The 12,531-nt window shown below is 40.2% G+C and carries 8 protein-coding genes; 4 read left to right on the top strand and 4 right to left on the bottom strand.

Annotated features, from left to right (window positions below; all coding sequences use genetic code 11):
- The first annotated feature begins 53 nt into the window (after nucleotides 1–53).
- The gene (locus tag ABJG98_RS14065) at nucleotides 54–2,357 is read left to right on the top strand and encodes a response regulator (protein ID WP_348280175.1); all 2,304 of its coding nucleotides are present in this window, start codon (nucleotides 54–56) and stop codon (nucleotides 2,355–2,357) included.
- 587 nt (nucleotides 2,358–2,944) lie between these two features.
- Here the strand turns inward: ABJG98_RS14065 and dnaK are convergent.
- From dnaK to ABJG98_RS14050, 3 genes are all read right to left on the bottom strand, one after another.
- A complete protein-coding gene (gene dnaK, locus ABJG98_RS14060; protein WP_348280174.1) occupies nucleotides 2,945–4,876 on the bottom strand; it encodes a molecular chaperone DnaK in 1,932 nt (643 codons plus the stop codon).
- Between the two features lie 182 nt (nucleotides 4,877–5,058).
- Entirely contained in the window at nucleotides 5,059–5,298 is a 240-nt protein-coding gene (locus tag ABJG98_RS14055) for a hypothetical protein (protein ID WP_348280173.1), read from the bottom strand.
- 4 nt (nucleotides 5,299–5,302) lie between these two features.
- Nucleotides 5,303–6,958 carry a serine hydrolase domain-containing protein gene (locus ABJG98_RS14050; protein WP_348280172.1) on the bottom strand — a complete coding sequence of 552 codons (1,656 nt, stop codon included), beginning with the start codon at nucleotides 6,956–6,958 and terminating at the stop codon, nucleotides 5,303–5,305.
- A 115-nt stretch (nucleotides 6,959–7,073) separates the two neighbouring features.
- On the opposite strand from ABJG98_RS14050, the gene ABJG98_RS14045 reads away from it, so the two are divergent.
- Entirely contained in the window at nucleotides 7,074–7,835 is a 762-nt protein-coding gene (locus tag ABJG98_RS14045) for a LytTR family DNA-binding domain-containing protein (RefSeq protein WP_348280171.1), read from the top strand.
- Here ABJG98_RS14045 and ABJG98_RS14040 read toward each other — a convergent pair.
- Nucleotides 7,819–9,423 carry a class I SAM-dependent methyltransferase gene (locus ABJG98_RS14040; RefSeq protein WP_348280170.1) on the bottom strand — a complete coding sequence of 535 codons (1,605 nt, stop codon included), beginning with the start codon at nucleotides 9,421–9,423 and terminating at the stop codon, nucleotides 7,819–7,821. The genes ABJG98_RS14045 and ABJG98_RS14040 overlap by 17 nt on opposite strands.
- A 115-nt stretch (nucleotides 9,424–9,538) precedes the next feature.
- On the opposite strand from ABJG98_RS14040, the gene ABJG98_RS14035 reads away from it, so the two are divergent.
- Together ABJG98_RS14035 and ABJG98_RS14030 are read left to right on the top strand one after the other, a co-directional pair.
- Nucleotides 9,539–11,119, top strand: a complete 1,581-nt coding sequence (locus ABJG98_RS14035; protein WP_348280169.1) for a peptide chain release factor 3 — start codon at nucleotides 9,539–9,541, stop codon at nucleotides 11,117–11,119.
- A gap of 31 nt (nucleotides 11,120–11,150) precedes the next feature.
- Nucleotides 11,151–12,500, top strand: a complete 1,350-nt coding sequence (locus ABJG98_RS14030) for a hypothetical protein (protein WP_348280168.1) — start codon at nucleotides 11,151–11,153, stop codon at nucleotides 12,498–12,500.
- The last annotated feature ends 31 nt before the right edge of the window (nucleotides 12,501–12,531 follow it).

Genomic DNA, 12,531 nt, shown 5'->3' with positions numbered 1-12,531 from the left:
AAGAATTCTAGTAAAAAAGCTCTCAAATTCCTCCATATTAGGTTAATTTAAGTATGCTATGGAGGTTAATTGGAGGATTAATTCTCATATTTTCTTATGAGTTTTGTTTTGGGCAAGCACCAAAGTCAGGACAATTAAACCTAATCAGTCATGATTTTCAACGTCAGGAATCATTGAGCCTCAATGGCGAGTGGAAATTTTATCAATCACAATTTATAGATCCGAAAACAGGAATTGGGGAGAATCCCATCCTCATTCAAGTACCTAAAAGATGGGATCAAAGTGGCTTATCCGCGATGGGGTATGGATCGTACTCCCTTACAATTATCAAGGATACTGACATTCCACTAGCACTAAAAGTTCCTGATCTCTTTAGTGCATATCAGCTATACATAAATGGTCAACTTTTAGCTAACATGGGTGTCCCGGGCATCAGTAAGGAAGATGAACAGCCCGGACGAAAACACAACATGGTAGCATTCGGTCATATTAAAAGTGATACGCTGCACCTGGTCATTCACATTTCAAATTTTGTCCATAGTAAGGGCGGTCTTGGATCCACAATCACACTCGGCACGCTAGACTATATGATGAATGAAAAGTTCATCAACGACGTATACGATGTGTTTATGGCGGGGTGTTTAATCATGGGCGCATTCTTTTTTCTAGGCCTCTACCTGTACGGTAGACATGAAAAAATGGTGCTGTACTTTGCACTCTTTTGCCTGGTATATGCTTATCGGATTATTGGTTGGGGCAACTACGTTTTGCATGACCTGATAGACATTCCTTATCGACTTGGAATGACCATCGAGTACAGTACTTTTTACCTCACCGCCTTCTTTTTCTGCTTGTATCTGAAGCACCTGTTTCCTGAAGAAACCCCAAGGAAAGTTGCGAATTTTTTCATTTACCTATCCTTGATTTGGGCTTTGATGACACTTTTGCCAGTGCGAATCTTTACTCGATTGAATGAGCCTTTTTTACTGCTCGTTTTGCTGGGAATGTTTTTCGCTGGGTCTGTTTTCTTTAGAGCCATAATCAGAGGCAAAAAGGGAGCAAGATATTCCATTTACAGTACCATCGGCATCTTAGTGGTCTTCTGCATGAAGTCCATGGCCTACCTCAATATCGTGGAAGAGATATTGTGGGTATCCATGATCGGACAACTCATTTTCTTCCTCTTCCAATCACTTATACTTTCTCAACACTTTACTGAATCCTGGAGACTGGCACAACGTGAAGCTGAAAATGCCGCAAAAGCAAAAACGGACTTTTTATCCATTATGAGTCATGAGATACGTACCCCTCTAAACTCCATCATTGGAACCACATATCACCTCATTGAAGAGAAGCCAAGAAAAGATCAGCAAGTAGACCTGAACAACTTAAGAAATTCCTCCGAATACCTACTTACACTTATTAACAACGTGTTAGACTACAGTAAGATTGATGCCGGTAAGCTTGAATTAGAGCTTGTAAACGTAGATTTAAGACAATTTTGTTCTAATATTCATAACGTCTTTAAATCCATTGCAGAAACCAGAAACATAACGCTCAATTTCAATTATGATGACAGTCTGCCGGCAATTGTTGAAATGGATAAGACACGAGTCAATCAGATTCTCACCAACCTAATTGGAAATGCAATAAAATTTACGGAACAAGGAAGTGTGAATTTCATTGTCTCAAAAGGAATACTTGAAGATTCAACAATCGAGGTAATCTTTAAAATTGAGGATACGGGGATTGGAATCAGTGAAGGCCTAAGAGAGAGGATTTTTCAGTCGTTTCAGCAAGCCAGCTCATCAACAACAAGAAAATATGGAGGCACTGGCTTAGGTCTTTCTATCACCAAACAGCTTGTTGAGCAAATGGGATCCAAAATTTATCTGAAAAGTGAACTCAATAAAGGGTCCGTATTTTACTTCTCACTAAACCTTGAAATAAAAGATGAATTGGAGGTAAGTGAAAAAAGAGATGCGCTAAAACTTACTGATCATAAAGTCCTTTTGGTAGAGGATAATCAGATGAATGTACTTATTGCCAAGAGACTACTTGAGAAATGGGAAATGCAAGTCGATATAGCCAGCAATGGCAAAGAAGCAATAAGCATGGTAGAATCGTCAGATTATGACATTATTTTGATGGACCTTCAGATGCCAATTATGGATGGATATGAGGCTACCCGGATTCTTCGAAAGAAAGGCTATAAAGTACCTATTCTCGCACTAACCGCTTCTGCCATGTTTGAAAAAGCGACCAAAACAAGCAAAGCCGGACTTGATGGCGTGGTGACCAAACCTTTTAATCCGCATGATCTTTTCGATGCGATCAGCGGTCAGCTGAAAAAATAAGCGAATATGAGAGATTGTTTGGTTTAGGTTCAGATCCTTCACTGCGTTCAGGATGACACTTCGATTTTAATTCAATTTAAGACCTTAATCAATCCGCAATCAAGCCCTGTGCTGTCATGCTGAGGTACGAAGCATCTCAAAAAACCCTCCCCGATTTCTCAGAGAGGACCTATCACTACCTAAATTAAAACTGCTTCTAAATGATCTTGTTTAGATTGTTGATAGGTTTTTCGTTCTATCACAAATAGATTTCCATAGTGCTGTCATTATGTGATTAAACTATGAAGTCGGCGAAATACGTCTTTGTTCTATTTACGAAAACAAAACATCCCAATAGATTATGGATCAAAACCATAAAGTCAAGCTATATTCCCCTGAGAGGATGACCAAAGGAGAATCTGAATCATGGGAATCTTTGAGTGAAAGTTTTTGGCTTTGAGATCCCCAAGTCGCGCTCCTCCGTCGCATCGCAAGGGGATATGGATGGAACATAAAAAAACCCTCCCCGATTTCTCGAGAAGGGCATAATCTATATCCAGGGTAAAATCAGAGCCAAAAGCTAATCGCTAAAGGCCAATAGCCAACGGCTATTTTTTCTCCTCTTCTACCTCTTCGAATTCTACATCAGACACATCATCTGCAGAACCATTTTCTGAAGCTCCGGCTCCCGGATCAGCTCCTTCTGCGCCAGCGTCAGCTCCTCCGGCTTCCTGCTGTGCTGCATACATTTCCTGAGAAGCTGCCTGCCATGCTGCATTTAGTGCTTCCATTGCAGAGTCAATCTCAGCAAGATCTTGCTTACCATGCGCTTCCTTTAGCTTTGTTAACGCACCTTCAATGGCCGTTTTATTGCCTTCCGAAAGTTTGTCCCCAAACTCTTTCAGCTGCTTCTCCGTTTGGAAAACCAATGAATCTGCCTGGTTGATTTTCTCTACTTTCTCTTTGGCTTGCTTATCCGCTTCAGCGTTTGCTTCAGCTTCCTGCTTCATTTTTTCGATTTCCGCATCAGTCAATCCTGAAGATGCCTCGATTCTGATTTTCTGTTCTTTACCAGTGCCTTTATCTTTTGCACTCACATTCAGGATACCATTCGCATCGATATCAAATGTTACCTCAATCTGAGGAACACCTCTAGGCGCTGGTGGTATTCCATCCAGGTGGAACTTACCGATTGACTTGTTGTCTTTCGCCATTGGTCGCTCACCTTGTAGTACATGAATCTCCACAGATGGCTGATTGTCTGCAGCAGTCGAGAATGTTTCAGACTTCTTCGTAGGAATCGTCGTATTTGACTCGATCAGCTTCGTAGACACACCACCCATGGTTTCGATACCAAGTGATAGTGGAGTCACGTCAAGAAGAAGTACATCCTTCACTTCCCCAGTCAATACACCACCCTGAATTGCAGCACCAATTGCTACAACCTCATCCGGGTTAACTCCTTTTGAAGGCTTCTTACCGAAGAACTTTTCAACCTCCTCCTGGATCTTAGGGATTCGCGTAGAACCACCCACCAAGATCACCTCGTCGATATCAGAAGTAGAAAGACCTGCATCTTTCAAAGCTGCCTCTACCGGCTTCATTGATCTTCTTACCAGGTCATCTGCCAACTGCTCAAACTTTGCTCGCGTCAATTTTCTTACCAAGTGCTTTGGTACTCCGTCTACCGGCATAATGTATGGCAAGTTGATCTCTGTTTCAGAAGAACTGGAAAGTTCAATTTTAGCTTTCTCTGCAGCCTCTTTCAATCGCTGAAGTGCCATCGGATCTTTTCTAAGATCGATGTTCTCATCACTCAAAAACTCCTCTGCCAACCAGTTGATGATCACACCATCAAAATCGTCTCCACCTAAGTGAACGTCTCCGTTTGTAGACTTCACTTCAAATACACCTTCTCCAAGTTCTAATATTGAAATATCGAATGTACCACCTCCAAGGTCATACACTGCGATCTTCATGTCCCGATCTTTCTTGTCCAACCCATAAGCCAAAGCAGCTGCTGTTGGCTCGTTGATGATTCGTTTCACATCAAGGCCGGCTATCTGTCCCGCTTCTTTAGTAGCCTGACGCTCTGCATCGTTGAAGTATGCAGGTACAGTTACTACTGCCTCTTTCACTTCCTGTCCAAGGAAATCCTCAGCAGTTGATTTCATTTTTTGAAGAATCATCGCAGAAATCTCCTGAGGAGTATATGTTCTGTCACCGATCTTCACTCGAACTGTGTCGTTACTTCCAGACTCTAGCCCGTAAGACACATTCTTCATTTCAGCTTTAACCTCAGAAAATTTCTTACCCATGAATCGCTTCACTGAGCTTACTGTGTTCTGTGGGTTGGTAATCGCCTGTCTTTTGGCTGAATCACCTACTTTTCTTTCACCCTTACCGCCATCGAGAAACGCTACGATGGATGGGGTCGTTCTTCTTCCTTCACTATTCTGGATCACTACCGGCTCATTCCCCTCCATTACCGAGACGCAAGAGTTGGTAGTTCCTAAGTCGATACCTATGATTTTTCCCATTTCTATGATTTATCTGTTATTCGTTAATTCAAATTTCACTTTTGAATTATCAATGGATGTGCCAAAGGAAAAATTATGACACATTGACAGGGATAAATAGTTAGTCTGGATTATTTCTTGCCAAAATGCTGGGAAATTAACGTTTTCAGAAAGATATGGCAGTTAAACAGCGCATCTTGAGGTCATTCCTCTCCTCTATTATCGTATCTATTTTTGATAATACGGACTATCAGAAGGAGAATAAAAACAATCACCATCCCGATGATTAAAGTGGTTTTCACTTCCGAATGTGTAAATCCTGTTTCTCCTGAATCAATGATTTGGTAGATCAAAAATCCGATAACTATGTAAAGAACATATCTGAATGGCGCTCTCATTACTCGAAAGTAAGAAACACCAACCACATTAGGCCAGGTTTCCATAAAATCATTGACGCCTGCCGGAGACAGATCTATCCAACTGATAGAATACGATCTTATCTTCCAGGATCTTTAATTTGGCAGAGTTTTCACCATAAGGCAATCCATCGAGGTAATACAAGTTATTTCCAAGTGGATATGCCAGCATTGACAACTTATTATCTAGCTCATACTTCCCATGCTCAAAGATTCCCTGAATCAGACCCTCCGAATCAAAGTAAACGATTAGGTCAAGAATCCTTTCCGTACCTTTCATACGTAGCAACCCATGACTTTCATCTACATAGTAGGGTATAATGTTCGTCATTTTTCCCACCTGATTCATCATCATTCTCATGCCTATAGACATCATCCCTGAGTACATAACAAACTTCATTTCTCCATCACAATGACCTGCCAGACTCCAATATTTTCCTTTTTCGAGAAAGCGTGCAATCTCAACCATTTTCAAGGACTGTTGATCATTTGCCTCCAAAGTAGTGTTGATAATAATTCTTGAAGGCGGCATTTCAGATGTTGAAACCCAAAGACTTGTGTCATTTTCGCTTACTTCTACACTTATCTCATCTATGGTAAAGCTCCCGGTTGTCAATGGCCATCGCGCCAACGCTGGTAACACTTCAATATCTTCCCCTTTAATCGAGCTCCAGGATTTGGTTACTAGCTCTCTTACATAATCTGCACTTTTACCAAACATGGTGATATCCTCGAAACTTCGATTGGTCAGAACAACAATGTGATCTTTTGTTTTTGGATGAAAGCTTAGAAAACTAATGAAACCTGCGTTTCCTCCATCGTGTTGAATATATGCCCCATCAAACTGCCATCCATACCCGTAACCTAAAGGAATATGTGGCTTTAAAAACAAAGCTCTCAGCTCTTCATTTAAAAACTCATATGATGTAATTATTTCAACCCATTTAGAAAGATCACCGACTGTAGAATAAACACCTCCTGCTCCTTTGAACCATGAATAATGGTAAATAGGTGCATTTTTTAATAAATCACTACGATATCCATAAAACGGAAAAGCTGAATCGGAATCTCGTGAAAAAGAAGTCTCCTGCAATTCATACTTGCTAAACATTTCAAGCATATAATCCTGATAGGTAAGTCCTGATACTTGTTCGATGATGGCAGCAAGTAGAATATATCCGGAATTGCTGTAGCTAAATTCTTCCCCTGGAGAGAAGAGTAACTTTGCTTCCCTAAATCTTGAGATTAATTCGTCCAGCGATATCTCTTTTGATTCAGGAAAAAATACTTCCAGTCCCTGCTCCGTTTGATACAGGCTTGATATACCAGAGGTATGTGTGAGAAGTTGATGTATTGTAACCTTCTTCCATCGCTCGGAACGGTACTCTCCTAAATGTGGATTAATAAAATCATGCAACTTAATTTTATTATCCATTACCAAATGGAGAATTGCTGCTGCTGTAAACTGCTTGGTGATTGAGCCAATATCAAATCGGGTATGTAACTCGTTTGGCACCTGACCATCAGAAGTCCCATAACATTCTGCCATCCTAATGCTATCATCAGATTGGATTAGGACTACTCCGTTGAAGTGTTGATAAGCAGCCTCCCGACCATATAGTTTTTTTAGTTGTCCATGGCATATGGTAGTCCAAGCCATCATTAAAATTAATATTGTCTTTTTCATTTAGTTAATTTTTGACTGTGCAACATTCGTGATAATGATGCACGCAAATAAGCTTGCGGACCAGGGTTGTGACAAACAACCGAAATTTGTATATGATCGACTATTATTGCGATAAATGAAGCTGAATAACTTATTTCCCATTCTATCAGCTAAGGAGAAAAAAGTGCATGCCATCATTTGGTTGGTGGGGCTGATCATGATTAACATACCCGATTGGCGTGTGACTATGGGTCCTTTTCACAGTGATGATTATTCACTGCTTATCCCAAGTTTTTATGGAGTAATCCTAAACATTTATCTGTTTTATAACAGTAGCACTCATATTAGGGATAACGCCAGAGAGGACCTTTCAAAAGCATTAAAAAAATCATCAATCACCTTGCTGAAGGTAAGTCTTATTGAAGCTGTTCTTGACATTATTTTCTATGCGCTATTCTACTGGAGTTTATCAAAAGAACTTTCGATGGAGATTCTTTGGGGTCAGATTTTGATGAACGGAATTTTCTTTTATCTCCCTTCCATTATGTTCGGACTTATTAAGGCCTGGCAAAAGGAAGAGCCTGAAAAGCAATCGGAAGCTAAAATAATCCTGAAAGATGGGGCGCAGACCATTCACCTCAATCCGAATGAATTGACTCATGTAGAGAGCAATGGAAATTATTGCATTTACCATGCTGAGAAAAAACATCTTATTCGTCAAAGCCTTTCTCAAGCAGAAGTTTTACTTCCGCATTATTTTGCAAGATCTCATAAATCCTTCATTGTGAATTTAAGAATGGTAGAGAAGCACACTTATAATGACCTGATAGTAGGAGGTTTTATCATTCCGATTGGAAGGAAATACCGAAAGGAATTGAAAGCTATTTTAGATAATTGATACTGACAGTCGCCAATTCTGAATTTGGAAATTTATACCGATACCTGGGATCTATTGAGAGACCTGCTTCATTTATCACCTTATCGAAACTATCGATTTCCAGGATATATTGATCCGAAAAACCATGTGTTGCTTCATATGCAGTACTCGCAGTTTTACCAAGGTTTGCAGCAGTCAGCTTTGGATCTAGCCCGTGCAATTCGATTACAATCAATCCAAATTTTTGAATATAAGGCTTCCATTTATTCAAATGGTTTCTGAGATTTGATTCAACAACATTGTTGCTAAGCAACCTACCCTTTGTTGCAAATGCTCCGGTGGAAATACTTGCATTATCAACTTGCTCATCAGCTTCTTCCCACATGCGGTTATGATCTAAAAAGGTTCGTACATTCAATAAATCAGCCAGATTCATTTCGAAATTCGAATTTAGATCCCTGTCCAGTTGCTGAGGATTTCCAATATCACCCCAGACTACTTTAGCCCACACGTCAGCATTAATTAAGTTTTCTCTGGTCACCTTAAGCGCGGCTTCATTATAGTCTGCTCCAACTAGAAAGAGTGGATATTCTTCCAGTAGCTTACCTCGCTTGGTTTTATGATAAACCACATCAAAAATATGAATAAGAAATGCGCCATTGCCACAGCCCATATCCAATATTCCTTTTGGCTGCTCATCAATCGGCTTGTTAAACAAGTCAATGATGATATCATCGACTTTTTCAAAATAAGCAACATGAGCTCCCCCACTTCCCCATACATTCATTTCTCGATCTACCCCTTTCTCTTTTTCCCCTTTGCCAACCTTCAAAACTTCAGGATTTCCAAAGATGAGTTCATCCAGACTTCTGAATGTAGGGATGTAAGAAACCGTCACTCCGTAAGCGGGAGATCGCTTGGCAAAAAACAGACCTTTTTCAGTGAATTTATAGGTATTTGTTTTTTTCTGAAACCATCCCAAATGAGTGAAAAAATCCAATATATGTTCAAAGCTTTCTGGATCCTGATGATACTCAGACGGACTAAAGGACATATCCATAAAGTACTTATGAAACATCCCACCCATACCCAGTTGTACAGTACTTGGACCTACCAATACACCCTCTATGTGTTTAAGAACCTGTTCTTGAATGACTTTCGTGCTTTGATTATCAGAGATTGGGAAATGGCCATGCATAAGTTTCTTTGCTATTCCATTCCAAACTTCAAACGGCTCTTTTTCAAACTTTCTGGTATGGAAGCTGGCTGAAAACTTCATTAAGTCTACAACTTCCTTGTAATGAATGGCCAAGTTGAAAGCACTCTCGCTTTGCTCATTTGTTTCAATGGTAATTGTTTTCTCGGGATTGTTTACGCTGTAGCTCAGCCAACCCTGAGAAGCCAAAAGTCTAAGTGCGACATTTAAATAACCGTCATTCGCGTTGAATTTTGATACTAGATCTTGAATGGGTAAAGCTTTTACTTCAAGTAAATGAGACAATACCCCATGATCATGCAGTTCATGGGCTACCGGAGCTATTGCTATTCCATCCAGATGTCTAAAAAGCTCCTCACGGTAAATTTTGTTTCTCTCTTTTATTGAATCCATAGGTGACATTTAGTAAGTGAAATATATTTCAATTCTTACACATAAGGATCATTCTTTTAGTGAGTGATGCGATGCTGGTACCTATTGGCTAATTTTGCGGTTCAATTTGATCAATATGACACTGGAGCAGGAAATTGGTAGACGTAGAACTTTCGGAATCATTGCCCACCCGGATGCGGGAAAAACAACATTGACAGAAAAGCTTCTATTGTTTGGAGGGGCTATTCAAACTGCCGGAGCAGTGAAATCAAACAAAATCGATATGGGCACTCGCTCAGATTGGATGGATATTGAAAAACAAAGGGGTATCTCGGTTGCGACCTCTGTCATGGGATTTGAATACAAAGATCTTAAGATCAACATTCTCGATACTCCTGGCCACAAGGACTTTGCGGAAGATACTTACAGGACACTTACTGCCGTAGATAGTGTAATCATGGTGATCGATTGTGTGAAAGGTGTGGAGGAACAGACAGAAAAACTCGTGGAGGTGTGTCGGATGAGAAATACTCCGGTGATCTGTTTTATCAATAAGCTCGATCGGGAAGGTCAGGATGCCTTCACGTTACTTGATGAAATTGAAGAAAAGCTTGCCATTAAGGTTAGACCCATGAGTTGGCCAATAGGAATGGGAAAATCACTGAGAGGTGTTTACAACATTTACGAAAATAACCTAAACCTCTATGAGCCCAACAAGCAAAAGCGAGTGGACGATGTGGTCGAGATTAAAGGGGTTGATGATCCTGAATTAGATAAAAGATTGCCTGAATCCTTGGTGAAAGAGCTGAGAGAGGAAATAGAGTTGGTGAATGGGGTTTATGATGAATTTAATGCTGAAACGTATTTAAAAGGTGAGGTTGCACCTGTATTCTTTGGTAGTGCTGTTAACAACTTCGGGGTTCGCGAACTTCTTGACTGCTTTACCGATATCGCTCCCCCTCCTAAACCAAGAGAAACCGAAGAGCGAGAAATTACTCCTGACGAAAAGAAATTTTCCGGCTTCATTTTTAAGATTCACGCAAACATGGATCCGAAGCATAGAAACCGAATTGCCTTTGTGCGGGTTTGCTCGGGGAAGTTTGAACGAGGAAGTAACTATTATCATGTAAGAGACGATAAGAAGATTCGATTTTCAAATGCCACTGCATTTATGGCTCAGCAAAAAGAAACGGTGGAAGAAGCTTTTCCCGGAGATATAGTTGGGCTTTATGACACAGGTAATCTTAAAATCGGAGATACACTAAGTGAAGGTGAAAAAGGATTGTACAAAGGAATCCCATCCTTCTCTCCGGAAATGTTCCGTGAAGTGATAAACATGGATGCAATGAAATCCAAGCAGCTGGATAAGGGATTGAACCAACTAATGGATGAAGGTTTGGCGCAGTTATTCACCTTTGAGCTCGGCTCTAGAAAAGTAGTCGGTACTGTGGGTGCCCTCCAATTTGAGGTATTACAGCATAGGCTGCTGAATGAGTATGGGGCAAATGCCAAATTTGAATCCGTCAATATTTACAAGGCATGCTGGATAAGCTCTGCTGATCCATCTAAGTTAGATGCATTTATCAAGGACAAACAGCGTCATATAGCCAAAGACAAGGAAGGTAAACTGGTTTTTATGGCAGAGTCTAAAGCATGGCTTCAAATGGTAGAGGACAATTTCCCGGATATTGAGTTCCACTTTATCAGCGAGTTTTAACCTCTCAATCTTCTGATCGTTTATGGATGGAATGACTAAGAAAAAAATCTTTTGGTTTTTAGCATCTATCCTCATTTCCTTTTTTTTGGTACTGATAGCAGTTGGTATTCTATTTATAGTAAATGATTTTTCAATTTCTGAATACCTCGATAGAATGCCTTCTATGTTAAAGCAGTTTATATCCGCGCCGCTTTTCTGGATTTTTCTTTGCCTACCCTACCTAATCATTCGTTTGATAGGTTTTTGGGTACAAGGCTACAAAAAAGGGAGATTTAGCGGATTAGCTAAGCGTTTTGGCTACTCTTTCATACTTCCTGTAACCATCATTTTTCTGCTTGTCAGGTGGTCAACCTGGTATCAGAATAGTGAACAATTCGAATACAAATGGGATGAAGCTGCATACAATACATCCGACATCAGCAATCGTTATCACCTTGAAGATCAAAAGGTCCGAGGAATACACGTATTTGGAAGAATCGACTCTGTCCATTTACAAAAACTGAATTCAGCTAATATTGAACACATCATTTTGGTGCCTTATGCCTATCAGGAAGATTATAACTCACCTGATGTAGTATACAATAGCACAAATTCACGCAGAGACTCTGCTTATGCTGAATTTATTTCAGCCAGTAAAAGCTTGGGATTGGAGGTGATCATTAAACCCCACATCTGGATTTCAAATCCGAGTGATGGAAAATGGCGGGCAGATATAGCGATGGCAACAGAATCAGAGTGGCAGCAGTGGGAAAAAAGCTACACGGAATTTATTCTACATTATGCTCGACTGAGCGATGAACATCATTTGCCGTACTTCTGCATGGGAAACGAATTTTATATTTCCACTACAAAACGTCCTCAATTCTGGGTTTCGCTGATTGATACAGTCAGAAGTGTATATTCTGGAAAGATCACCTATGGAGCCAACTGGGACAAAGAGTTCAAGGAGATCACTTTCTGGGATAAGTTGGACTACATAGGAATTCAGGCCTATTTTCCAGTAGCTAATACAAATTATCCTAAATACAATGAAGTGCTTTCCGGATGGGATCCACACCTTTCTGAAATTGATTCAATCAGCAAAGCATTTGACAAAAAAGTCATTTTCACAGAGCTGGGTTATAAAAGCACACCGGATGCTGCACGATATCCATGGGGATGGGAGAATTTTACTGAGAATATTTTTCAACAGATATCTACAAGAACCCAAGCCTACTGTTATCAAGCTTTCTTCGAAAAACCTTGGAAGCAAGAATGGATGGCTGGGGTCATGATATGGCAGTGGCAAACAAGTGAGCGAGACGATGATGGTAATCATAATTTTACGCCCGAGGGTAAACCCGCCATAAATGAGCTTGCAAAAGGTTTTAAATCCAATTAGCCATATCCATAGGATTGATTAATTTGATTGA

Origin of the sequence: Ekhidna sp. (assembly GCF_039960695.1) — a bacterium.
Lineage (GTDB): Bacteria > Bacteroidota > Bacteroidia > Cytophagales > Cyclobacteriaceae > Ekhidna.
This window is presented reverse-complemented; position numbering and strand designations above follow the sequence as displayed.

Bases quoted from the DNA above. Each gene is read 5' to 3' on its own strand.
- dnaK (WP_348280174.1), bottom strand. From the start codon at position 4,876: ATGGGAAAAATCATAGGTATCGACTTAGGAACTACCAACTCTTGCGTC.
- ABJG98_RS14030 (WP_348280168.1), top strand. From the start codon at position 11,151: ATGACTAAGAAAAAAATCTTTTGGTTTTTAGCATCTATCCTCATTTCC.
- ABJG98_RS14065 (WP_348280175.1), top strand. From the start codon at position 54: ATGCTATGGAGGTTAATTGGAGGATTAATTCTCATATTTTCTTATGAG.
- ABJG98_RS14035 (WP_348280169.1), top strand. From the start codon at position 9,539: ATGACACTGGAGCAGGAAATTGGTAGACGTAGAACTTTCGGAATCATT.
- ABJG98_RS14050 (WP_348280172.1), bottom strand. From the start codon at position 6,958: ATGAAAAAGACAATATTAATTTTAATGATGGCTTGGACTACCATATGC.
- ABJG98_RS14040 (WP_348280170.1), bottom strand. From the start codon at position 9,423: ATGGATTCAATAAAAGAGAGAAACAAAATTTACCGTGAGGAGCTTTTT.
- ABJG98_RS14055 (WP_348280173.1), bottom strand. From the start codon at position 5,298: ATGGAAACCTGGCCTAATGTGGTTGGTGTTTCTTACTTTCGAGTAATG.
- ABJG98_RS14045 (WP_348280171.1), top strand. From the start codon at position 7,074: ATGAAGCTGAATAACTTATTTCCCATTCTATCAGCTAAGGAGAAAAAA.